Source organism: Klebsiella pneumoniae complex sp. WS1778 (assembly GCF_049472055.1).
GTDB lineage: Bacteria > Pseudomonadota > Gammaproteobacteria > Enterobacterales > Enterobacteriaceae > Klebsiella > Klebsiella quasipneumoniae.
In genome coordinates this window covers 624,628-646,463 of sequence record NZ_JBKGTJ010000001.1, presented here as the reverse complement: position 1 = coordinate 646,463, position 21,836 = coordinate 624,628, and the positions used below count along the sequence as shown (strand labels likewise).

At 60.1% G+C, this 21,836-nt stretch carries 21 protein-coding genes; 13 read left to right on the top strand and 8 right to left on the bottom strand.

Translation table 11 applies throughout. The features are described 5' to 3' along the window. Positions 1-113: 113 nt before the first annotated feature. The 5 genes from ynfE to clcB all read left to right on the top strand — a co-directional run bounded on the left by ynfE (position 114) and on the right by clcB (position 6,115). A complete protein-coding gene (ynfE, locus tag ACLEXF_RS03350; protein ID WP_205608557.1) occupies positions 114-2,549 on the top strand; it encodes a selenate/tellurate reductase subunit YnfE in 2,436 nt (811 codons plus the stop codon). 10 nt (positions 2,550-2,559) lie between these two features. Then, positions 2,560-3,177, top strand: coding sequence for a DMSO/selenate family reductase complex B subunit (locus tag ACLEXF_RS03345; RefSeq protein WP_004206041.1), 618 nt, complete (start codon positions 2,560-2,562; stop codon positions 3,175-3,177). Between the two features lies 1 nt (position 3,178). Next, positions 3,179-4,036, top strand: a complete 858-nt coding sequence (locus tag ACLEXF_RS03340; RefSeq protein ID WP_407259807.1) for a DmsC/YnfH family molybdoenzyme membrane anchor subunit — start codon at positions 3,179-3,181, stop codon at positions 4,034-4,036. A 41-nt stretch (positions 4,037-4,077) separates the two neighbouring features. Next, entirely contained in the window at positions 4,078-4,686 is a 609-nt protein-coding gene (dmsD, locus tag ACLEXF_RS03335; RefSeq protein WP_049003714.1) for a Tat proofreading chaperone DmsD, read from the top strand. 133 nt (positions 4,687-4,819) lie between these two features. Beyond that, a complete protein-coding gene (gene clcB / locus ACLEXF_RS03330; RefSeq protein ID WP_124989230.1) occupies positions 4,820-6,115 on the top strand; it encodes a voltage-gated ClC-type chloride channel ClcB in 1,296 nt (431 codons plus the stop codon). Here clcB and bioD read toward each other — a convergent pair. The 3 genes from bioD to ACLEXF_RS03315 all read right to left on the bottom strand — a co-directional run bounded on the left by bioD (position 6,068) and on the right by ACLEXF_RS03315 (position 9,138). Next, positions 6,068-6,763 carry a dethiobiotin synthase gene (gene bioD, locus ACLEXF_RS03325; protein ID WP_004206045.1) on the bottom strand — a complete coding sequence of 232 codons (696 nt, stop codon included), beginning with the start codon at positions 6,761-6,763 and terminating at the stop codon, positions 6,068-6,070. The two genes, clcB and bioD, sit on opposite strands and share 48 nt — an antisense overlap. Positions 6,764-6,890: 127 nt before the next feature. After that, positions 6,891-8,111, bottom strand: coding sequence for a sugar metabolism global transcriptional regulator Mlc (mlc, locus tag ACLEXF_RS03320; RefSeq protein ID WP_004206046.1), 1,221 nt, complete (start codon positions 8,109-8,111; stop codon positions 6,891-6,893). A gap of 124 nt (positions 8,112-8,235) precedes the next feature. Next, positions 8,236-9,138, bottom strand: a complete 903-nt coding sequence (locus ACLEXF_RS03315) for a LysR family transcriptional regulator (protein WP_004206047.1) — start codon at positions 9,136-9,138, stop codon at positions 8,236-8,238. A 130-nt stretch (positions 9,139-9,268) separates the two neighbouring features. Here ACLEXF_RS03315 and ACLEXF_RS03310 point away from each other — a divergent pair, with 130 nt between their 5' ends. Beyond that, the gene (locus ACLEXF_RS03310; protein ID WP_043519519.1) at positions 9,269-10,519 is read left to right on the top strand and encodes an MFS transporter; all 1,251 of its coding nucleotides are present in this window, start codon (positions 9,269-9,271) and stop codon (positions 10,517-10,519) included. A gap of 30 nt (positions 10,520-10,549) precedes the next feature. Here ACLEXF_RS03310 and ACLEXF_RS03305 read toward each other — a convergent pair whose 3' ends face one another. Then, positions 10,550-10,642, bottom strand: coding sequence for a KPN_01571 family protein (locus tag ACLEXF_RS03305; RefSeq protein WP_004206050.1), 93 nt, complete (start codon positions 10,640-10,642; stop codon positions 10,550-10,552). A gap of 227 nt (positions 10,643-10,869) precedes the next feature. Between ACLEXF_RS03305 and ACLEXF_RS03300 the strand changes: the two genes are divergently transcribed. The 3 genes from ACLEXF_RS03300 (at position 10,870) to ACLEXF_RS03290 (ending at position 14,694) form a co-directional block, all read left to right on the top strand. Further along, a complete protein-coding gene (locus ACLEXF_RS03300) occupies positions 10,870-12,357 on the top strand; it encodes a carboxypeptidase M32 (protein ID WP_023318168.1) in 1,488 nt (495 codons plus the stop codon). A gap of 164 nt (positions 12,358-12,521) precedes the next feature. Further along, on the top strand, positions 12,522-12,941 hold the full coding sequence (gene asr, locus ACLEXF_RS03295) for an acid resistance repetitive basic protein Asr (protein ID WP_004206052.1): 420 nt from the start codon (positions 12,522-12,524) through the stop codon (positions 12,939-12,941). Positions 12,942-13,881: 940 nt separating this feature from the next. Further along, the gene (locus tag ACLEXF_RS03290; RefSeq protein WP_004206054.1) at positions 13,882-14,694 is read left to right on the top strand and encodes a trypsin-like serine peptidase; all 813 of its coding nucleotides are present in this window, start codon (positions 13,882-13,884) and stop codon (positions 14,692-14,694) included. On the opposite strand, the gene ACLEXF_RS03285 is transcribed toward ACLEXF_RS03290, so the two are convergent. Next, the gene (locus tag ACLEXF_RS03285; protein WP_289428222.1) at positions 14,695-16,797 is read right to left on the bottom strand and encodes a putative bifunctional diguanylate cyclase/phosphodiesterase; all 2,103 of its coding nucleotides are present in this window, start codon (positions 16,795-16,797) and stop codon (positions 14,695-14,697) included. It abuts the gene before it with no gap. On the opposite strand from ACLEXF_RS03285, the gene ACLEXF_RS03280 reads away from it, so the two are divergent. Next, positions 16,769-16,882 (top strand): ArsR family transcriptional regulator, encoded by a 114-nt coding sequence (locus ACLEXF_RS03280; protein WP_224052065.1) that lies wholly within the window; start codon positions 16,769-16,771, stop codon positions 16,880-16,882. The genes ACLEXF_RS03285 and ACLEXF_RS03280 overlap by 29 nt on opposite strands. Positions 16,883-16,956: 74 nt before the next feature. Here ACLEXF_RS03280 and kpnF read toward each other — a convergent pair whose 3' ends face one another. The 3 genes from kpnF to ACLEXF_RS03265 all read right to left on the bottom strand — a co-directional run bounded on the left by kpnF (position 16,957) and on the right by ACLEXF_RS03265 (position 17,939). After that, complete coding sequence (kpnF, locus tag ACLEXF_RS03275) at positions 16,957-17,286, bottom strand: multidrug efflux SMR transporter subunit KpnF (RefSeq protein ID WP_004206057.1); 330 nt, start codon at positions 17,284-17,286, stop codon at positions 16,957-16,959. Next, complete coding sequence (gene kpnE, locus ACLEXF_RS03270) at positions 17,273-17,635, bottom strand: multidrug efflux SMR transporter subunit KpnE (protein WP_004206058.1); 363 nt, start codon at positions 17,633-17,635, stop codon at positions 17,273-17,275. The genes kpnF and kpnE overlap by 14 nt, the downstream gene beginning before the upstream one ends. 118 nt (positions 17,636-17,753) lie before the next feature. After that, on the bottom strand, positions 17,754-17,939 hold the full coding sequence (locus ACLEXF_RS03265; RefSeq protein ID WP_004148297.1) for a hypothetical protein: 186 nt from the start codon (positions 17,937-17,939) through the stop codon (positions 17,754-17,756). A 138-nt stretch (positions 17,940-18,077) separates the two neighbouring features. Here ACLEXF_RS03265 and ACLEXF_RS03260 point away from each other — a divergent pair, with 138 nt between their 5' ends. From ACLEXF_RS03260 to ACLEXF_RS03250, 3 genes are all read left to right on the top strand, one after another. Beyond that, complete coding sequence (locus ACLEXF_RS03260) at positions 18,078-19,112, top strand: AI-2E family transporter (RefSeq protein WP_049092628.1); 1,035 nt, start codon at positions 18,078-18,080, stop codon at positions 19,110-19,112. A gap of 221 nt (positions 19,113-19,333) precedes the next feature. Next, complete coding sequence (mdcA, locus tag ACLEXF_RS03255; protein ID WP_004206060.1) at positions 19,334-20,989, top strand: malonate decarboxylase subunit alpha; 1,656 nt, start codon at positions 19,334-19,336, stop codon at positions 20,987-20,989. After that, complete coding sequence (locus ACLEXF_RS03250; RefSeq protein ID WP_407259808.1) at positions 20,989-21,831, top strand: triphosphoribosyl-dephospho-CoA synthase; 843 nt, start codon at positions 20,989-20,991, stop codon at positions 21,829-21,831. The genes mdcA and ACLEXF_RS03250 overlap by 1 nt, the downstream gene beginning before the upstream one ends. Positions 21,832-21,836 lie beyond the last annotated feature (5 nt).

Below are 21,836 nucleotides of genomic sequence, written 5' to 3'. Positions count from 1 at the left end.
ATTGACCAGGGATAAGATCTGCCGGCTACCCATAACGTATTATCGCTCACCCCGGCGTCTGTTAATGACGCGGCGGCCCTTCTCCGCCCAGCATAACCATCATGGAGTGAGCAATGTCGAATCAGGAATCTTCCGGCGGCGTCACCCGACGCGCGTTACTTAAATCCACAGCCCTCGGTTCTCTGGCGCTGGCCGCCGGCGGGCTTCCCCTCCCCTTTACGCTGCGCAGCGCCGCGGCGGCAGTACAACAGGCTGCCGGCGACAACACCCGCATTGTCTGGGGCGCCTGTTCGGTCAACTGCGGCAGCCGCTGCGCCCTGCGGTTACACGTGCGTGATGATGAAGTGGTGTATGTCGAAACGGATAACACCGGCGACGACCGCTATGGCGATCACCAGGTCCGCGCCTGCCTGCGCGGGCGTTCGATTCGCCGGCGCATCAACCACCCGGATCGCCTTAACTATCCGATGAAGCGCGTGGGAAAACGCGGAGAAGGTAAATTTGAGCGTATCAGCTGGCAGGAAGCGCTGGATACCCTTGCTGACCGCCTGAAGCGCGTCGTCGCGGAATATGGCAACGAAGCCGTGTACATTAACTACTCATCAGGAATTGTCGGCGGGAACATCACTCGCTCCTCGCCTTCCGCTTCGCCGGTGGCGCGGCTGATGAACTGCTACGGCGGCTCGCTTAACCAGTACGGTACCTACAGCACCGCGCAGATCGCCTGCGCCATGCCCTACACCTACGGCAGTAACGACGGCAACAGCACCTCGGATATTGAAAACAGCAAGCTGGTGGTGATGTTCGGCAACAACCCGGCGGAAACCCGCATGAGCGGCGGCGGCATTACCTGGTATCTGGAACAGGCCCGCGAGCGCTCCAACGCGCGGATGATCGTTATCGATCCGCGCTACACCGATACCGCCGCCGGTCGCGAAGATGAGTGGATCCCCATTCGCCCCGGCACGGACGCCGCGCTGGTCGCCGGTATCGCCTGGGTGTTGATTAACGAGAATCTGGTGGATCAGCCGTTCCTTGATAAATACTGCGTCGGCTACGATGAGAAGACGCTGCCGGCCGGGGCGCCTGAGAATGGCCACTATAAAGCCTATATCCTCGGCGAAGGCGACGACGGCGTCGCCAAAACGCCGCAGTGGGCCTCGCGTATCACCGGCATCCCAGCCGATCGCATCATTAAACTGGCGCGCGACATCGGCATGATCAAACCGGCCTATATCTGCCAGGGCTGGGGGCCGCAGCGCCAGGCCAACGGCGAGCTCTCGGCCCGGGCAATCGCCATGCTGCCGATCTTAACCGGCAACGTCGGCATCAACGGCGGCAACAGCGGCGCCCGCGAATCGACCTACACCATCACCATCGAGCGTCTGCCGGTGCTGGAAAATCCGGTGAAAACCGCCATCTCCTGCTTCACCTGGACCGACGCCATCGCCCGTGGTCCGGAAATGACCGGCACCCGCGACGGTGTGCGTGGCAAAGAGAAGCTGGATGTGCCAATCAAATTCCTGTGGAACTACGCCGGCAACACCATCATCAACCAGCACTCCGACATCAATAAGACCCACGATATTCTGCAGGACGAGAGCAAGTGCGAAACCATCGTGGTCATCGACAACTTTATGACCTCGTCGGCGAAATATGCCGACCTGCTGCTGCCCGACCTGATGACCGTTGAGCAAGAGGATATCATTCCCAACGATTACGCCGGCAATATGGGCTATCTGATTTTCATCCAGCCCGCCACCTCGGCGAAGTTTGAACGCAAACCGATTTACTGGATCTTAAGCGAAGTGGCGAAACGGCTCGGCGACGATGTCTACCAGCGTTTTACCGAGGGGCGCACGCAGGCGCAGTGGCTGCAGCATCTGTACGCCAAAATGGTGGCGAAAGATCCGGCGCTGCCGGCCTACGAGGAGCTGAAGCGAATGGGCATCTACAAACGCAAGGATCCGAACGGCCACTTCGTCGCCTATCGCGACTTCCGCCGCGATCCCGAAGCGCATCCGCTCAACACCCCGTCCGGCAAAATTGAGATCTACTCCAGCCGGCTCGCCGAGATTGCCGCCCGCTGGCAGCTGGAGAAAGACGACGTCATCAGCCCGCTGCCGGTCTACGCCTCCACATTTGAAGGCTGGGACGATCCGCTGCGCAGTCAGTATCCGCTGCAGCTATTTGGATTCCACTATAAGGCGCGCACCCATTCCAGCTACGGCAACGTGGATGTGCTGCAGGCCGCCTGCCGTCAGGAAGTGTGGATCAACCCGCTTGACGCGGAAAAACGCGGGATTAATAACGGCGATCTGGTGCGGGTGTTCAACCAGCGCGGCGAAGTCCGGCTGCCGGCGAAAGTGACGCCGCGCATCATGCCGGGCGTGTCGGCGATGGGCCAGGGCGCGTGGCACGACGCCAATATGGCCGGCGACCGGGTTGACCATGGCGCCTGCATGAATACCCTGACCACCCATCGCCCGTCGCCGCTGGCGAAAGGGAATCCGCAGCATACCAACCTGGTCGATATCGAGAAGGTTTAAGGAGTAAACCATGAGCACGCAATATGGATTCTTTATCGACTCCGCTCGCTGTACCGGGTGCAAAACCTGCGAGCTGGCCTGTAAGGACTATAAAAACCTGACCCCGGAAGTCAGTTTCCGTCGCATCTACGAGTATGCCGGCGGCGACTGGCAGCAGGACAACGGCGTCTGGCAGCAGAACGTTTTTGCCTATTACCTCTCCATCGCCTGTAACCACTGCGCCGATCCGGCCTGCACCAAAGTCTGCCCGAGCGGGGCGATGCACAAGCGCGAAGACGGTTTTGTGGTGGTGGATGAAGAGGTGTGCATCGGCTGCCGCTACTGTCATATGGCCTGTCCGTACGGCGCGCCGCAGTACAACGCCGACAAAGGCCATATGACCAAGTGCGACGGCTGTCATGAGCGCGTCGCCGAGGGGAAAAAGCCGGTCTGCGTCGAGTCCTGCCCGCTGCGGGCGCTCGATTTCGGGCCGATTGCTGAACTGCGTGCTAAGCACGGCCAACTGGCGGCGGTAGCCCCGCTGCCCTCGGCGCACTTCACTCAGCCGAGCATCGCGATCAACCCTAACCGCAACGCCCGGCCGTGTGGCGATACCACCGGTTATCTGGCAAACCCGAAGGAGGTGTGAGATGGGAAGCGGATGGCATGAATGGCCGCTGGTGCTGTTTACGGTACTGGGGCAATGCGTGGTGGGCGCGACACTCATCAGTGGTCTGGTCTGGCTCGAGCTGGCGGATCAGCGCGAAGCGCGGCAGCGTCTGGTGCGCAGCATGTTTTTTATCTGGCTGCTGATGGGGATCGGCTTTCTCGCTTCAGTTATGCATCTCGGTTCGCCACTGCGCGCGTTTAACTCGCTGAACCGCGTCGGCGCCTCGGCGCTGAGCAACGAAATCGCCAGCGGCGCCTTGTTTTTCGCTGTGGGCGGATTCTGGTGGCTGCTGGCAGTGCTGGAAAAAATGCCGGCGGCGCTGGGCAAAATCTGGCTGGTGATCACCCTGCTGTTGGGGCTGCTGTTTATCCTCGCGATGACCCGGGTTTATCAAATCGATACTGTACCGACATGGTACACTGGCTACACCACCAGCGCCTTCTTCCTGACGGTACTCCTTAGCGGGCCGCTGTTCGCCGCCCTGCTGTTGCAAATGGCGAAAGTCGACGTTAACGGCTGGTTTATTGCTGGGTTGAGCATGGCCGCGCTGGTCATCAGCGCCGCGGTGATCGTCATGCAAAGCGCCGGGCTCAGTACTATTCACAGCTCCGTTCAGCAGGCGGCCAGCCTGTTGCCGAATTACGGCAGACTGCAGGCCTTACGCCTGATCCTGCTGGCGCTGGGACTCGGCTGCTGGCTGTGCCCGCTGATCCGTCGCCAGCCGCCGCGCGCGGTGGGGCTACTGGCCGGTCTGGTGCTGGTCTTGATTGCTGAATGTATTGGCCGCGGCCTGTTTTATGGGCTACATATGACCGTCGGTATGGCGGTTGCCGGTTAATGAGACGGCGCGCCGGCGCGCGCCGCAGAAAGGAATAAGTGATGATGCCGTTCCCACACCGCGACGCCGTCGCGTTAAGCGCCCGTACCCTGGGCGCGTTGTTCTCTTATGCGCCGAATAACGCGCAAATCGCGCCGCTGGTCGCCGCCTTCCAGGACGGCAGCTGGCAGCAACAGTGGCCCTACCCGGTTGCCGCCCCGCTGGCATCGGGGTTTGCCGCGTCGGCTGAAGAGTCGTTGCCGGAAGCCTGGCAGCGCCTGTTTATCGGACCATGGGCCCTGCCGGCGCCGCCATGGGGATCCGTCTGGCTGGATAAAGAATCGGTGCTGTTCGGCGAATCCACGCTGGCCCTGCGCGAATGGATGCGCGCGAACGGCATCGCACTGGACGCCGATCGCAACGAGCCGGAAGACCATTTCGGCACCCTGCTGCTGCTGGCGGCGTGGCTGTGCGAAACGGAGCAGGAGGCGTTGTTTGGCCAGCTGCTGGCCTGGCATCTGCTGCCGTGGTCCGGACGCTTCCTGAGCGTCTTTGTCGAACGCGCTGCCCACCCCTTCTACCAGGCGCTGGGTCAGCTGGCGCAGGCGACCCTGGCGCAGTGGCAGGAGAATCTGCCGATCGCCGTGGCGGAAAAGCCGCTCTATCGCTAATCCCTTTACCGCGCCGGTAGTCGGCGCGGTTTCCTTATTTGCACGCCTGACCGTGACCCGCACTTATCGCTTTTGCATATAAGGTTATTCCCTATCACAATAAGGCCATGTTTTCCGACTCTCGCCATGACCGATGCACCGTCTTCATCCCTTTCCTGACGTGCAGGTGATGTTTCGTCGCCTGCTGATCGCCACGCTGATTGGCCTGCTCGCCGCCCTGGCGGTGGCCCTTTTTCGCCATGCCATGGTGGTGCTGGAAACGCTGTTTCTCGGTAACGACAGCGGGAGCCTGGTCAACGCCGCGCAGTCGCTGCCGGCGTGGCGGCGGCTGATTACCCCGGCGCTGGGGGGACTGGCGGCAGGGACACTTCTCTGGCTCTGGCAGCGGCGCAGCATTGCCCGCCCGCACGCCGCCACCGATTATATGGAAGCCCTGGAAACCGGGGACGGTTGCTTCGATACGCCGGCAAGCCTGGTGAAGTCGCTGGCCTCGCTGCTGGTGGTGGTCACCGGCAGCGCGATTGGCCGGGAAGGCGCCATGATCCTGCTGGCCGCGCTGGCGGCCTCGCTGTTCGCCCGCCGCTTCACGCCGCAGGCAGAATGGAAGCTGTGGGTCGCCTGCGGCGCCGCCGCCGGGATGGCCAGCGCCTATCATGCCCCGCTGGCCGGCAGCCTGTTTATCGCTGAAATTCTCTTTGGCACGCTGATGCTGGCCTCGCTTGGGCCGGTTGTCATCTCGGCGGTGATCGCCCTGCTGCTCACCCAGTTTCTCAACGGCGGCGCCGCGCCGCTGTACCATGTCGTCCTGCAGCAGGACCTTAGCGCGCTGCACTATGGCCTGATGCTCGCCACCGGACTGCTGGCCGGGCTGTGCGGGCCGCTGTTTATCTGGCTGATGGCATACAGCCACCGCGGGTTCGTCAGGCTGAAGCTGGCGCCGCCGTGGCAGCTGGCGCTGGGCGGGCTGATAGTCGGCGGCTTATCGCTCATCACTCCGGCGGTGTGGGGCAACGGCTACAGCGTGGTGCAAAGCTATCTCCTGCTGCCGCCGCCCGGCGCGCTGCTGGTGGCGGTATTCCTGTGCAAACTGCTGGCGGTGCTGGCCAGCAGTGGCTCCGGCGCGCCGGGCGGGGTGTTTACCCCCACGCTGTTTGTCGGTCTGGCGATGGGCATGCTGTTTGCCCGCTTCAGCGGGCTGTGGCTACCGGGGGATCAGGAGATGGCTTTGATGATGGGACTGACCGGCATGGCGGCGTTTCTTGCCGCCACCACCCATGCGCCCATTATGTCGACCCTGATGATTTGTGAGATGACCGGGCAGTATACGCTGCTTCCCGGCCTGTTGATCACCTGCGTGGTGGCGTCGGTGCTGTCGCGGACGTTACGCCGGGATTCGATCTATCGCCATCACGTTGCCGAGCATGTCTAAGTCGACGTAGCGGCTTAGCTCACGCTGCTCGGCGCGCGGCAGATACGGCAGCTCGCCAATGAGCGGCGCCGGCAGCTTTTTGCTGAGCACATCGATGATTTCGGCGTAGTGCGCCAGACCGGGGTTAATGCGGTTGGCCACCCAGCCGATCAGCGGTAGCCCGTCATTGGCGATCGCCTGGGCCGTCAGCAGCGCATGGTTGATGCACCCTTCCTGGATCCCCACCACCATCAGCACCGGGAGCTGCTCCTGTACCACCCATTCGGAGAGCGGTCGCAGGTCGTTCATCAGGCTGCGCCAGCCGCCGGTGCCTTCAACCACCACATGTTCAACCTGCCCGGTCAGCCGCTGCAAACCATCCGACAGCAGACCGTAGTTGATCGGGCAGCTGTGCGCCACGCTGCTTTCGTCTTCGCTTAAGGCGATGGGATTGACAGCCTCATAGGGTAACGCCAGCGTGGAGACGCTCTGCAGCACCAGCGCGTCTTTGTTACGCAAACCGTCCGGCGTCTCTTTGCTGCCCTTCGCCACAGGCTTGTACCCGGCCACGCTTTTGCCTCTGGCAGCAAGTGCCTGCAACAGCGCACGGGAAACCACTGTCTTCCCGACAGAGGTGTCTGTACCTGTAATAAAGAAACGCTTAAACATCACTAACCCCACAGTTTTGTCGATGAAATATACGGGAGAGAAATAATCAACAGTGGGCAAAGTCTACGTGAAGCCGCTGGGGGTCAGCTTGAGATAGCGCAATTTTTGGTGTGACTATGAAAAAATGTTAACCCTGTAACAGTCGTATGAGTAAGGATCCGTTATAGAGCGCATCCTTGACCAACGCCGCGCCAGCCATCGTTCCGCGGTTGGAGAACTGGGTGCTTTCAACCGCGATATGCTGGCTGTAGGCCGGGAGTGATTGTTGCCGAATGCAGCTGGAAATTGCCGGAAAAAGAATGTCTGCCGCCAGGTTAAACGGCGAGCCAATCAGGATTTTCTGCGGGTTAAACAGATTGACCATGATCGCCAGAATGCGGCCGACGTGATTACCGACGCCGCTGATAATGTCCCGGGCCAGCAGATCGCCCTGCAGCGCCGCCTGACATAGCCACTCCACGCTCAGCGGACGCTGATGCAGTAGCGAGCTCATCGACTGCGCCATCCGCATCTGCGCCAGCTCCAGCACGCTCTCCACGCTGGCGATCGTTTCCAGACAGCCATGGTTGCCGCAGTAGCAGCGTTTGCCGTAGGGGTCGACCTGGGTATGACCGATCTCCACGAGACTGCTGCTGCCGGCGTGCAGCAGACGTCCATCGGTGATAACCCCGGCGCCAACGTTGTGATCGATCACTACCTGAATGACATCCCGGGCGCCGCGCGAGGCGCCAAACAGCGATTCCGCCATGGTCCAGGCGCTGATGTCATGCTGAATATAGACCGGCACCCCGGTATGGTTGGCCAGCGTTTCGCCCAACGGGACGTCTTTGACTTCTTCATAAAACGGCATGCGATGAATAATGCCGTTTTCAGTATCAATGATACCCGGCATCGTGATGGCGATGGAGGTGAGACGTTCCAGCTTCTTCTGGTGGCGAATAAAGAAGCGATCGATATGGTCGATAATCCGCGTCAGAAACGGCGTGCTGTCGGCAAGCGCCAGCTCCAGCTGCTCCTCCACCACCAGCTGGCTGCTTAAATCACGCAGCGAAAGGTGGATCTCGCCGCGGCTGATGCGCACCGCCAGATAGTGCCATGCCTCGGTTTCCACCATCAGCCCCACCGCCGGCCGCCCGCGGCTGCCGGGCTCCTGAATTTCGGTCTCCTGCACCAAGTGCGCTTCCAGCATTTCGCGGACAATTTTGGTGATGCTGGCGGGCGCCAGTTGCGCAAATCGGGAGAGGTCGATACGCGATACCGGGCCGAGCTGATCAATCAGGCGATAGACGGCGCCCGCATTGGTCTGCTTGATTTGATCGATATGGCCTGGTTGACTATCCGCTACCACCATTGACTCCCTTTATTTTCGCGCTTCGAAATAAACTTTCGGCTATGGTGAAGCACTTCGATGGTGAACGTCAAATTTTTGCTTAGCCTTGTGATTTACCGCACATTTCCAGCCCATTTTTGCTTCAATTGCGCTCGCTTTTCCAGGCCAGCAGCGTGTCACGAAAGCGTTTTGCCAGCGCTCCCTGCTCATGGTGTTTCGACCACACCAGCCACATCTCTGACACCGCATCCTGTTCGTCGATCGGCAGCCAGCGCATTTCGCTGAGCTGCACGCGCTGAAAGGAGGCCGGCAGGATCGACACCCCCAGTCCGGCGGCCACCAGGCCAATAATGGTCATCGCCTCCCCCACCTCCTGCGCAATCACCGGCGTATGGCCGTAGCGGCGCAGCAGGCCAAGGATATCGTCATACAGGCCGGTACCGACATGCGGGTCGAAAAAGACGAACGGCTCCCGCGCCAGCGCCGCCAGGCTGACCGAGGGCAGGCGGGCCAGCGGATGGTCCGCCGGGACCATCGCCAGCAGCGGCTCACGCAGCACCCGCTGCCACGCCAGGGTGTCCGGCAGTTGGGTATTGCGCAACAGGCCAAGGTCGAGGGCCCCCTCGCTCAGCGGGACAATCTGTTCGCGGGTATTGGTCTCGCGGGTGAGAATATGCACATCCGGGTAGCGCTGACGAAACAGCGACAGCGTATCGGATACCGCCTTGATAAAAGGGGCCGAGGAGGTAAAGCCGATACGCAGTTCGCCCGTTTCCCCATGGTGCAGGCGGGCGGCGCGGGCGGCGGCGTCCTCCACCTGGGCGAGAATTTGTCGGCTGTCGGCGAGAAACTGTTTGCCCGCCGCCGTCAGGCTGACGCTGCGGTTGGTGCGGGCGAACAGGCGGGCGCCGGTCTGCTGCTCGAGGATCTGAATTTGCTGGCTTAACGGCGGTTGAGAGATGTTCAGTCGCGCCGCGGCGCGGCCAAAATGCAGCTCCTCGGCGACGGCGACAAAGTAGCGCAGATGACGCAACTCGATATTCATATTTAAAACGTCTTATTTGAGATTATTAATATATTAGACAGAATATTTACATTTTCATACCCTAAAAATGTGAGCTGAATGGTCACAACACTCTGTTGGTAAGCAGCAACTTCTATCCAAGGAATTCTCTGTGAGTCGTACAACAACCGTTGACACCGTGCCGGCGGACGAGGTCAGCGTCGCTGGTGCATCCCGCCCGGATCAATTTATTAAGCGCGGCACCCCGCAGTTTATGCGCGTCACTCTCGCGCTGTTCTCCGCCGGTCTGGCCACCTTTGCCCTGCTCTATTGCGTGCAGCCGATCCTGCCGGTGCTGTCGAACGAGTTCGGCGTATCGCCGGCCAGCAGCAGTATCTCTCTCTCCATTTCCACGGCGATGCTGGCGGTGGGCCTGCTGTTTACCGGCCCGCTATCGGACGCCATTGGCCGCAAGCCGGTGATGGTCACCGCCTTGCTGCTGGCCGCCTGCTGCTCGCTGTTGTCGACCATGATGACCAGCTGGCACGGCATCCTGATAATGCGCGCCCTGATCGGCCTGTCGTTGAGCGGCGTGGCGGCAGTCGGCATGACCTACCTGAGCGAGGAGATCCACCCCAGCTTCGTGGCCTTCTCCATGGGACTCTATATCAGCGGCAACTCCATCGGCGGCATGAGCGGCCGCTTGCTCACCGGGGTCTTTACCGATTTCTTCGGCTGGCGCGTGGCGCTGGCGGTGATCAGCGGGTTCGCTCTGGCAGCGGCGATTATGTTCTGGCGTATCCTGCCCGAGTCGCGCCATTTCCGCCCGACCTCGCTGCGGCCAAAAACGCTGCTGATTAATTTCCGCCTGCACTGGCGCGATCGCGGCCTGCCGCTGCTGTTCATCGAAGGTTTCCTGCTGATGGGGGCCTTTGTCACTCTGTTTAACTACATTGGCTACCGTCTGATGATGTCGCCGTGGTCGTTAAGCCAGGCGGTGGTGGGTCTGCTGTCGGTGGCGTATCTCACCGGAACCTGGAGCTCGCCGAAAGCGGGCGCCATGACCGTACGCTATGGCCGCGGTCCGGTGATGCTCGGCTTTACCGGCGTGATGCTTTGCGGCCTGCTGATGACGCTCTTTTCTTCCCTGTGGCTGATTTTCATCGGCATGCTGCTGTTCTCCGCCGGCTTCTTCGCCGCGCATTCCGTCGCCAGCAGCTGGATTGGCCCACGCGCGCGCCGCGCCCGCGGTCAGGCGTCATCGCTATATCTGTTCAGCTATTATCTTGGCTCAAGCCTGGCGGGGACGTTAGGCGGGGTGTTCTGGCACCGCTACGGCTGGAACGGCGTCGGCGGATTTATCGCGCTGCTGCTCCTTGCCGCGCTGTTGACCGGCACTTGCCTGTATCGCCGACTAAAATAATCGCCCGTGACGTGGCCTGCGGGCCACGTTTCACCACATGCCCATGATAGATGACAAGCCCATCAGCTCTCTGACGGCATCAACGGACAGTAAGGCAATAAACAGCCAGGTGAACGGATTCATAAACCACCCCCGAACCTCCAGACCTGTGTAATCGATCACAGTTTAGTCACGATACGTTGCCGATTTCTGCAATACCGCTCACAGAGCCACGCTTTTTTTCCTGCTATCTCCCGGCTGATGCTATACCACGCCTCCTGCGCGCAACGCTCGACCCGCCAGGCGTATCAGGATAGTGTAGAGGCATACCGATAATCTGTTCATTCACCTGTCACGGACCGAACGCTACTATGACTGAAAATACGCCTTATCAGCAGCTTACCCGCACGTTTCAGCGCCTGTCGCGCTTTTCGCATCTCTCCGCCATCGCCGGCTGGGATATGTTCGCCATGATGCCTCCGGGCGGTAGCGCCGCCCGCGGCGAAGCGCTGGCGGAACTCGGCGTGCTACAGCATCAGATCCTGACCGATAAAAAAGTGGGCCAATGGCTGCAGGCGGCCCGCCAGCAGGATCTCAACGACCTCGAACAGGCCAACCTGCGGGAAATGCAGCGTCAGTACGATCAGGCGGCGCTGCTGCCGGAAAGCCTGGTGGAGGCCAAATCACTGGCCGGTAGCCGTTGCGAACATGCCTGGCGCAGCCAGCGGCCGGCTAACGACTGGGCTGGCTTTGCCGAAAATTTGCGCGAGGTGGTCAGACTGAGCCGCGAGGAAGCGCAGATCCGCGCCGACGCCCGGGGAGGCTCACGCTATGACGCGCTGCTTGATATTTTCGAGCCGGATATGACCAGCGCCCGGCTGGACAGCCTGTTTGCCGACCTCAAGTCCTGGCTACCTTCCCTGCTGCGGCAAGCGGTCGACAAGCAGGCGACGCGAACCTTGATTGCCCCGCAGGGGCCGTTCCCGATCCCTGAGCAGCGCGAGCTGGGTCTGCAGGCGATGCGCATCCTCGGCTTTGACTTTGACGGCGGGCGTCTGGACATCAGCGCCCACCCGTTCTGCGGCGGCGTCCCTCAGGATGTGCGCATCACCACCCGCTACAACGAAAACGACCTGCTCAGCGCCCTGTTCGGCGTGATCCACGAGACCGGCCACGCCCGCTATGAGCAGAACCTGCCCCGCCCGTGGATCGACCAGCCGGTAGGACTGGCCCGCTCTACCGCCATTCACGAGTCGCAAAGCCTGTTCTTTGAAATGCAGCTGGGACGCAGCGAGCGCTTCCTCCACCGCCTGTTGCCGGCGGTGCGCGAACGCTTTGGCGATCGGCCGGCCTTTAGCGAGGAGAATTTTGTCGCCTGGAACCAGCGGGTGAAACCAGGCTTTATTCGCGTTGATGCCGATGAGGTCAGCTACCCGGCGCATGTGATCCTGCGTTATGAAATTGAACGCGCGCTGATCGACGGCGAGATCGAGGTGGAAGATATTCCGTCGCTGTGGGATGAGAAAATGCAGCACTGGCTGGGACTGTCGACCACCGGCAACTACCGGGACGGCTGTATGCAGGATATTCACTGGACCGACGGCGGGTTCGGCTACTTCCCTTCCTATACGCTGGGGGCGATGTACGCCGCGCAGCTGATGGCCGCCGCCCGCCGCGCGCTGCCGACGTTAGACCGCGATATCGCGGAAGGGGATTTCAGCGCCCTGTTTGACTGGCTGCGGCAGAATATCTGGCAGCATGGCAGCCGCTTCACCACCTCGCAGCTGATCCAGCAGGCCACCGGAGAGGATCTTAACAGCCGCTACTTCCGCGACCACCTTACCGCCCGCTATCTGTAATCGTCCGCGCCGGGCTGCCCGGCGCGTCCTTCGCTCCCCGCCTTGTACATTCGGTTACACGCCGATACCAAACACTCACGGAAAGCCCGAAAAGACAAGCATATAGTAATTTCACCGGCCCCGCAGTGGGGTTGAAATTAAGAAAACTTTTCGAGGATATCAGAATGAAAAAAGTATTAGCTCTGGTCGTTGCCGCTGCTATGGGTCTCTCTTCCGCCGCTTTCGCTGCTGACGCAGTAAGCACCACTCAGGCGCCTGCTGCTACCCACAGCACTGCTGCCAAGACCACCCATCACAAAAAACACCATAAAGCCGCAGCAAAACCAGCTGCAGAGCAGAAAGCTCAGGCTGCCAAAAAACACAAGAAAGCAGAAGCGAAACCAGCCGCTGCCCAGAAAGCCCAGGCCGCTAAAAAACACAAAAAAGCAGAAGCTAAACCAGCCGCTCCGCAGAAAGCCCAGGCCGCTAAAAAGCACCACAAAGCTGCCGCTAAACCGGTAGCCCAGAAAGCCCAGGCAGCGAAAAAACACCACAAAACCACCAAACACCAGGCCGCTAAACCTGCTGCACAGCCGGCAGCATAATTCCTCCCGGTGAACCAACCTTCTTAAATAATCGGCGCTGTTTCAGCGCCGTTTTTTCTGGAGAGCACTATGCTGCGGCGCTATCGTTTTGAGCTCATCCTGATCCTGTTAATCATTTGCGCAGTGGTTGCGACCCGCTTTTTCCTCTATTAATTGTTTCGCCCCCTCTCCCGTTTTGCCGCCTGGCGCAGACTTCCCGGAAGGTGAATGTCGCGCAAATATTATTGCCTGCCTCTTACCACTCTCTGTATCCTGCCGCTGCCAGCGGTGCAAATAACGCCCGGCGCCCGAAGACGCCAGACACGTTAGCAAGAAACCATCGCGCGCCTGGCCCCCATGCGGCGGCCAGACTCATCACAAAGCACGTACCGCTTCCATCACCAGATAGCCGGTTGCGCCCCAGATGGCCACGGAGACCAGGGAAACATAGACCAGTGCGCGAATACCTTTTTTAGACATATACCCTCCGAACGCCGGGGAAATAGAATTCAGGCTATCATCGCCGGTATTACCTCTCTATTTACTCAACGGCGGGGTGACGGTAACAATGTTTTCGGTGAGAAAATGTTTCGCATTGAAAATTATTACGTGAGGCGTAAAGAAGTGCGAATTCTGGTGAAGTTCTGGCGGGTAAACGTATTATTTTTGCGCATTCCGCTGATAAACCAGGAATAACCTTAAAGAAGTGTTGCTGCATTATTCGCCAATTTCAGTACGTTCTGATACACGAATGTTCTTGCGCCAGACCGCGCTTTCTGCGGAAATAGCAGCAGAAGGTTACTGGTATTAACCGATTGAAATCAGACGGTTTTACCCGCGCCAGAGCCCACCGAGCGCAGATGAGACATGCCGTTTGGCCTGATAAGAATTATTGTTTACTTTCATAAACTTAAATCTCCTGCTACTGTCAATAGACATCATAGCCTCCCCAGAGAGTGATATGCGTAGAAACGTTCTGTTATTACTGTGTTCATTTTATCTGTTACCTCTGGGCGCACATGCCGATGATAACGGACTGAGCGCCAAAGATATTAAGACGTTGTTTTTCGGTCACGATGACCGTAAAGCGGTGAGCCGTCCGGAGGAGAGCCCGTGGGACGCGATTGGCCAGCTGGAGACCGCCAGCGGCAATCTGTGCACGGCGACGCTCATCTCCCCCAACCTGGCGCTGACCGCGGGCCACTGCCTGTTAACACCCCCGCGCGGCAAGCCGGATAAAGCGGTCGCTCTGCGCTTTATTTCCCGCAAGGGGAACTGGGTGTATGAGATCCACGGCATTGACGGACGAGTGGATCCCGGCTTAGGCAAGCGCCTGAAAGCCGACGGCGACGGCTGGATCGTTCCCTCCGCCGCGGCGCCCTCGGATTTTGGCCTGATCGTGCTGCGCTATGCTCCCTCAGGCATCACGCCGATCCCGCTCTTCCCCGGCAGTAAGGCCGATTTAACCGCGGCGCTGAAGGCGGCGGACCGGAAAGTGACCCAGTCAGGTTATCCTGAAGATCATCTGGATAATCTTTATAGCCACCAGGACTGCATCGTCACCGGCTGGGCGCAAAACAGCGTCCTGTCGCACCAGTGTGACACCCTGCCCGGCGACAGCGGCTCGCCGCTGCTGCTGAAAACCGCGGACGGCTGGCAAGTGATCGCCGTGCAAAGTTCGGCTCCCGGCCCGCAGGATCGCTGGCGAGCGGACAACCGCGCCATCGCGGTGACCGGCTTTCGCGATAAGCTGGAGGCGCTGGCCGGAGAGTAATTACCCCTGCTGCTGGCGCCGCTGCAGCAGGTCGGCGATCGGCATCGGTTTACTGAAGTAAAAGCCCTGTAGCCGGTCGCAACCGGCCCGCCGCAGCAGCGCCAGCTGTTGCGGATCTTCAACCCCCTCAGCCACGACCGTCATCCCCAGCGCGCGGGCGATGCGCACCGTGCCGCGCACCATCTCCGCCGCCTGCGCATCACAGTCCACCCGCCCGGCGAGGGATTTGTCAATCTTCAGGCTGTCAAAACGAAAGCGGCGTAAATAGCCGATGCTCGAATAACCGGTGCCAAAATCGTCCAGCGCCACGGCGATGCCCTGGGCCTTCAGATTCTCCACCACCGCCTGCGAACGTTCCGGATTTTCCAGCACATAACTCTCCGTCACCTCCACTTGCAGGCGTGACGGCGGAAAGCGGCAGGCAGCGACCGTCTCCATCACCCGGCTTTCAAAAGCCGGATCGCGAAATTGCGCCGGGGAGATATTCACCGACAGCAGCAGATCGCTCACCGGCTGCAGATCGCTGCAGGCACGTTGCAGAACGAACTGGCCGAGGGTGTCAATCAGGCCGCTGCTCTCGGCAATGGCGATAAATGCATCCGGCGCCAGCGCACCCTGCGGGCGACGCGGCCAGCGCAGCAGCGCTTCAACGCCGGTCATCGTCAGGGTATCGGCATCGACTACCGGCTGATACCAGACCTCAAATTCATCCTGCTCCAGCCCCTGACGGATGCCATTCTCGATCATCAGCTGATGACGTCGCACGGCATCCAGCGCATCGTCATACCAGGCCGTCTGCCCCTTGCCGCTCTTCTTGGCGTGGTACATGGCGATATCCGCCCGGCGAAACAGTTCGGTACTGGAGCATTCCGCCGGGGTTCCGCTGGCGATGCCGATGCTGGCGCCGATATAAATTTTGCGTTTGCTCAGTGCCACCGGCGCTTTCAGCAGCTCCAGCGCCGCCCAGGCGAACGCCGCCGCCCGGTCGATCGCTTGTTCGCCGCTCACCGCCATGGCGAATTCATCCCCGCCCATTCTTGCCAGCATGGCCTCCGCCGGCACCCGTTTTTGCAGCGCGCTGGCGATATGGCGGATCAGGGCGTCGCCCACATCGTGGCCATAGTTATCATTCACATCTTTAAATCCGTCCAGATCGATAAACACCACGCACTGCATGTCGTGCTTACTCGTGTCGCACACCTGGCTTAACCGCAGCAGCAGCGCTCGTCGGTTGGGCAGCCGGCTGAGCCAGTCAATCAGGGCGATCTCCCGCGCCTGACGTTCGCCGCGGGCCAGCTTATACATGCCGAGGCTGCTGAACAGAATAAACAGCAGGATCAGGCTGGCGGCCACCCCGGCGATCAGCCGCATACTGCCTGATGAGGCCAGGGCCGCTTCGGCGCCGGGCAGACGCGGCTGCCACGCCAGATAGCACAGCACCTCGCCTCCCTGCGTGCGCAGCGGAATACGGTGTTCCCCGGGGCTGTCGCTGAGATGGAGATGACTTATCTGGAAGGTGTCGCCTAAACGCTGCAGCAGCTGAGGACTGATGTGCCGGGTAATGACCAGATAGCGCCGGGTATCGTCAGCCACCTGCAGCCGGCCGGTCGTCGGCCGGATCAGGCCGATGCCGACGAAAGCGATCCCTGCCTCGGTGCGCGTGATGCCGGCGAAGGCGTTTTTGCCCTCGCGCAGAGCCTTTGCATGATAACGGATCAGGCTGGTCAGCCCGGCGCCGAGAAATGAAAGGTCTGTCCGGGGCATCACCTGACTCTGAAAGGCGCCCCACAGAATGTGATAATGTTCATCAAGGACAAAGGTGCCGTCGTACAGGTTATTGATTTTGAAGCCCGATCCCCAGGTGTCGTACAGCCATTTTTGATCCAGTCTGGGGGCGTAAGTCTGGGTCACCGCATCGTCCCAGATGGCATTGTCCAGCACCAGGGACAGCACCCGGTTGACCGATGTCTGCACCGCCCCTTCCACCGACAGGACCGAACGCTGCTGGTCAATTTCATTGGATTTGCTGGCAATGAGGTGTTGCGACAGGTAAAGCAGGGAGATCACCGACGCGGTGAGGCCGAGCCCGGCGAGAAAAATCATTATTGACAACGTCCTGGCGGAAGGAATTTTCCGCCAGCCGAAAGCTGTGAACATGCGCAGTCCTCATCGTCACCGGGCACAATAACTGCGGGGCCGGTCTTGAGGTAAGCATACTACAGCGGACCCGTTTTGCCGCCTGGCTTTGCAGGCGGCGCGACGTCAGGCGAGTTTAATTAACACCATGCCGGCAACCAACAGGATGACTCCCGCCCAGCCTTTGTTATTCAGGCGCTGGCCAAACAGCACCCAGCCGGCGGCAATGGTCGCCGCGATACCGAAGCCGCCCCACAGCGCATAGGCAACCGACAGATCGATGCCTTTTACCGCCTGCGAGAGGGCGCTGAACGCACCCAGCACCGCCGCCAGCGACAGGATGCCATAGACCTTGCGGCGGAAACCGTCGGAAAACTTCAAAAAGACGTTGGCAATAATCTCCAGAACAATGGCGATAGCCAACCAGGCGGCGTGGATCCACTCAAACTGCTGCATGAGCCACCTCCTGCTTCGACGACGCTTTTTTCTGGGTGCCGGACTTAATCAGGACGATCCCCACCACCAGTGTGGTCAGACCGGCTATTTTCAGCAGCGACAAGCTTTCATCAAATAACAGAACGCTGAACAGGGTGATCAGCAAAATGCCAATCCCTTCCCATAACGCGTAAGCCACGCCGAGGGCAATTTTTTTAACTGCAAAGGCGAGAAAAATATATGACAGAGCTATCATGGCCAGCATTAAAATATAGCCGGTATGCCCACCGCTGATGCTTGCCCATTTCATCGACAACGTGCCGGTAATTTCAGCAACAATAGCTAAAGCTAATAAAATCCAATAAAACATGATCCCTTCTCCTGCTTGAGAATATAATCCATTACCGTTTACGCGACGCGTAAACCGGAAAATTTCTGACGTAGATTTCGCTGTGCGCTTGGCGCCAGCTCAGGCAGAAAGAAGGTGACTATAGCGCCGAATGCCAGTGCTGTTCGCCGGCAAAACGGGAAAAAGTGAGGGATACTGCGGGGTGATTTAAAATATACATCCTGAACTGATTGTCCATAAAATTACAATTATCCGCGGTGTTGCTTCTCGTCCGGTGCGGATGGAAATTGTCCTCAGTAGTTAAACACAGGTAGATTTGTAGCATAGTGCTACATTTAATTCAAAGACTTTGCAATTCTTTACGCCGCGGTTTTGCAGCAATGCGTTTTTTCTGAAAAAAAACGTCATTATGCTAATGTAACGCAACCTGTTAACAGGCAAGGAAGATTGAGGACGGGATCCTATGGCTAAACCTATTATTACACTTAACGGACTAAAGATGGTCATCATGCTGGGCATGCTGGTGATCATCCTGACCGGCATTCGCTTTGCGGCAGACATTATTGTCCCGTTTATTCTCGCGATTTTTCTGGCGGTGATCCTTAATCCGCTGGTGCAGCTGCTGGTCCGCTGCCGGGTGCCGCGTGTGCTGGCGATCTCACTGCTGATCGGCCTTATCGTGATGTTAGCCGTTGTGCTGCTGGCCTCGCTGGGGACCTCGCTTAACGAGCTGGCGCGCACCCTGCCGCAGTACCGCAACTATCTCTACGAACCGATGCAAACCATCGCCCCCTGGCTGCAGCGCCTGGGTTTTACCGTCTCGGTGGTGGAGCTTAACAAATACATCGACCCCAACGCCGTGATGACCCTGGTCACCAGTCTGCTCACTCAGCTGTCGAACGCCATGTCCTCGATTTTTCTGCTGCTGCTGACGGTGGTGTTTATGCTGCTGGAGGTTCCGCAACTGCCCGCCAAACTGCAGCAGCTGATGTCCCGCCCGGTAGAAGGCATGGGGGCCATTCAGCGCGCCATCGACAGCGTGTCGCATTATCTGGTGCTGAAGACCGCGATTAGCCTGGTCACCGGGCTGGTGGTCTGGGGCATGCTGGTTCTGCTGGACGTGCGCTTCGCCTTTATGTGGGGGCTACTGGCCTTCGCGCTGAACTATATTCCCAATATCGGTTCCGTACTGGCGGCCATCCCGCCGATCCTGCAGGTGCTGGTGTTCGGCGGCCTGTACGAGGCGCTGGTGGTGCTGGCCGGCTATCTGATCGTTAACCTGGTGTTCGGCAATATTCTCGAACCGCGGATCATGGGGCGCGGCCTGGGGCTCTCCACCCTGGTGGTGTTCCTGTCATTGATCTTCTGGGGCTGGCTGCTGGGTCCGGTCGGTATGCTCCTGTCGGTGCCGTTGACGATTATCGTCAAAATTGCCCTTGAGCAGACCAGCGGCGGGCAGAGCATCGCCTTCTTATTAAGTGATGTGAGCAAACAGTAACCCTTCCCCGGGCCGGTGGCTGACCGGCCCTCCTCTCCTTGTCACCTGCAGTAGACCACTACGCCTTTTGTATTATTGATCCTCATCACAAAGGGCCACTCACCATTGTTACTCTCAGGCTAACGATTGGCCGCCGTGCTTAATTGATGCTCCGCGCCCCGCGTCGCACACTACCCTCCACCAGGACAAACAAAACGATTTGTCGAATCAGGAGGTTAATAATGAATGCCGAACAAACGACGGGGCGGGTCTGGAACCGTCGCCGGACGGAAAAGCAACGGCGGCTGGCCGAGGCCAACATCCCGGGCAAAGTCATCCCCACTGACCAGCTGGTCAGCGTACTGGAAAACCTGCTCGCCCCCGGCGACCGGGTGGTGCTGGAAGGCAACAACCAGAAGCAGGCCGATTTTCTCTCCCGCATGCTGGCGGAAGTCAATCCGCAGAAAATCCACGATCTGCATATGATCATGCCCAGCGTCGGGCGCAGCGAGCACCTTGACCTGTTTGAAAAAGGCATCGCCCGTAAGCTCGATTTCTCCTTCTCCGGTACCCAAAGCCTGCGCATTTCGCAGCTGCTGGAAGATGGGCTGCTGGAAATCGGCGCCATTCATACCTATATCGAACTCTACTCCCGCCTGTACGTCGATCTGTCGCCTAACGTCGCGCTGATCGCCGGCTACAAAGCCGACCGCAAAGGAAACCTCTATACCGGGCCGAGTACCGAAGATACCCCGGCGCTGGTGGAGGCCGCCGCCTTCCACGACGGCATTGTTATCGCTCAGGTCAACGAACTGGTGGACGACGAGTGCGATCTGCCCCGCGTCGATATTCCCGGCTCGTGGATTGATTACGTGGTGGTCGCCGACAAGCCGTTCTTTATTGAACCACTGTTCACCCGCGACCCGCGCCTGATTAAGCAAGAACACATTCTGATGGCGATGATGGCGATCAAGGGCATCTACGCAGAGCATCAGGTGCAGTCCCTCAACCACGGGATCGGCTTCAACACCGCCGCTATCGAACTGCTGCTACCGACCTACGGCGAACAGCTCGGCCTGAAAGGCAAAATCTGTAAACACTGGACCCTGAACCCGCATCCGACCCTGATCCCGGCGATCGAGAGCGGCTGGGTGGAGAGCGTGCACTGCTTCGGCGGCGAGCTGGGGATGGAAGAGTACATCCGCGCCCGCCCGGATATCTTCTTTACCGGCCCGGACGGCTCCATGCGTTCCAACCGCGCCTTCTGCCAGCTGGCGGGTCAGTACGCGGTGGATATGTTTATCGGTTCGACCCTGCAGGTGGATGGACTGGCTAACTCCTCGACCGTCACACGCGGCCGCCTTTCCGGCTTCGGCGGCGCGCCGAACATGGGCCACGATCCGCACGGCCGCCGCCACGCTACCCCTGCCTGGCTCAATATGATCACCGAGCCGGACCCAATGCAGCGCGGTAAAAAACTGGTGGTGCAGATGGTCGAAACCTTCCAGGCCGGCGTGAAACCGACCTTCGTTGAGACCCTCGACGCGGTCGACGTCGCTAAAACCTCCGGCATGCCGCTGGCGCCGGTGATGATTTACGGCGATGACGTCACCCACGTGCTGACCGAAGAGGGTATCGCCTATCTGTATCGTGCGGAAAGCCTGGAAGAGCGCCGGGCGATGGTCGCCGCAGTGGCCGGGATCACCGATATTGGCCTCGGGGTGGACGCAAAACGCGTGGCTGCCCTGCGTCAGAGCGGCAAAGTGGTCTACCCGGAAGATCTGGGTATTCGCCGCAGCGAGGCAACCCGTTCACTGCTGGCCGCCGGCAGCGTCGCCGACCTGGTGGAATGGTCCGACGGACTGTACAACCCACCGGCAAAATTCCGGAGCTGGTAATGAAAATTCTCTCTCCCCTGCACGCCGAAAGTCTTGTCAGCTGGCTGGCGGACACCGCCAGCGCCTGCCTGATTGACGAAGCCCGTCTGAGCCCGAAACCGGGTCTGGTCGACAGCCGCGGCAGCGGCGCGCATCAGGACCTCACGCTGGCGCTGATGGAACGCTCCGCCCGCAGCCTGCAGCCGACCTTCCACGCGCTGGCCCAGCAAAGCTGGCGCCGCACGGCGGATATCGCGCTGCGCGAAACCGTCGGCCGCCTCGGTCGCGAAGGCGAAGCGCAGATGATGCAGGCCACCGGCGGGGTCAATACCCACCGCGGCGCCATCTGGGCGCTGGGGCTGCTGGTCAGCGCGGTGGCGATGTTGGGTGGAGAGGGGCAATCACAGACGATCGCCGACACCGCCGCCGCCCTCGCCCGCCTGCCCGACAGCCTGGCGCCGAAAAGCTTCAGTAAAGGGCTGCGCGCCAGCCGCCGCTGGCAGGTGCCTGGCGCGCGCGAAGAGGCGCAGCGCGGTTTCCCGCATATCACCGCCCTGGCGCTGCCGCAGTTACAGCAAAGCCGCGCCCGGGGCGCCAGCGAGCCGCAGGCGCGACTTGACGCGCTGATGGCCATCATGACCTCGCTGAGCGATACCTGCGTGCTGTCGCGCGCCGGCATGAGCGGCCTGCAGACCATGCAGCAGGGCGCCCGCGAGGTGCTGGCTGCCGGCGGTTGCGCCAGCGTCGCCGGACGCGCCGCCCTGGCGCGGCTTGACGCGCAGATGCTGGCGCACAACGCCTCGCCGGGCGGCGCCGCCGATCTCCTTGCCGCCACCCTGTTTCTCGACCGGGTTGCCGGCTAACGCAT

Excerpts from the sequence above, each read along its gene's own strand:
- ynfE (WP_205608557.1), top strand. The coding sequence starts at position 114 with ATGTCGAATCAGGAATCTTCCGGCGGCGTCACCCGACGCGCGTTACTT.
- ACLEXF_RS03345 (WP_004206041.1), top strand. The coding sequence starts at position 2,560 with ATGAGCACGCAATATGGATTCTTTATCGACTCCGCTCGCTGTACCGGG.
- ACLEXF_RS03340 (WP_407259807.1), top strand. The coding sequence starts at position 3,179 with ATGGGAAGCGGATGGCATGAATGGCCGCTGGTGCTGTTTACGGTACTG.
- dmsD (WP_049003714.1), top strand. The coding sequence starts at position 4,078 with ATGATGCCGTTCCCACACCGCGACGCCGTCGCGTTAAGCGCCCGTACC.
- clcB (WP_124989230.1), top strand. The coding sequence starts at position 4,820 with ATGCACCGTCTTCATCCCTTTCCTGACGTGCAGGTGATGTTTCGTCGC.
- bioD (WP_004206045.1), bottom strand. The coding sequence starts at position 6,763 with ATGTTTAAGCGTTTCTTTATTACAGGTACAGACACCTCTGTCGGGAAG.
- ACLEXF_RS03315 (WP_004206047.1), bottom strand. The coding sequence starts at position 9,138 with ATGAATATCGAGTTGCGTCATCTGCGCTACTTTGTCGCCGTCGCCGAG.
- ACLEXF_RS03305 (WP_004206050.1), bottom strand. The coding sequence starts at position 10,642 with ATGAATCCGTTCACCTGGCTGTTTATTGCCTTACTGTCCGTTGATGCC.
- ACLEXF_RS03300 (WP_023318168.1), top strand. The coding sequence starts at position 10,870 with ATGACTGAAAATACGCCTTATCAGCAGCTTACCCGCACGTTTCAGCGC.
- asr (WP_004206052.1), top strand. The coding sequence starts at position 12,522 with ATGAAAAAAGTATTAGCTCTGGTCGTTGCCGCTGCTATGGGTCTCTCT.
- ACLEXF_RS03290 (WP_004206054.1), top strand. The coding sequence starts at position 13,882 with ATGCGTAGAAACGTTCTGTTATTACTGTGTTCATTTTATCTGTTACCT.
- ACLEXF_RS03285 (WP_289428222.1), bottom strand. The coding sequence starts at position 16,797 with ATGATTTTTCTCGCCGGGCTCGGCCTCACCGCGTCGGTGATCTCCCTG.
- kpnF (WP_004206057.1), bottom strand. The coding sequence starts at position 17,286 with ATGCAGCAGTTTGAGTGGATCCACGCCGCCTGGTTGGCTATCGCCATT.
- kpnE (WP_004206058.1), bottom strand. The coding sequence starts at position 17,635 with ATGTTTTATTGGATTTTATTAGCTTTAGCTATTGTTGCTGAAATTACC.
- ACLEXF_RS03265 (WP_004148297.1), bottom strand. The coding sequence starts at position 17,939 with ATGCTACAAATCTACCTGTGTTTAACTACTGAGGACAATTTCCATCCG.
- ACLEXF_RS03260 (WP_049092628.1), top strand. The coding sequence starts at position 18,078 with ATGGCTAAACCTATTATTACACTTAACGGACTAAAGATGGTCATCATG.
- mdcA (WP_004206060.1), top strand. The coding sequence starts at position 19,334 with ATGAATGCCGAACAAACGACGGGGCGGGTCTGGAACCGTCGCCGGACG.
- ACLEXF_RS03250 (WP_407259808.1), top strand. The coding sequence starts at position 20,989 with ATGAAAATTCTCTCTCCCCTGCACGCCGAAAGTCTTGTCAGCTGGCTG.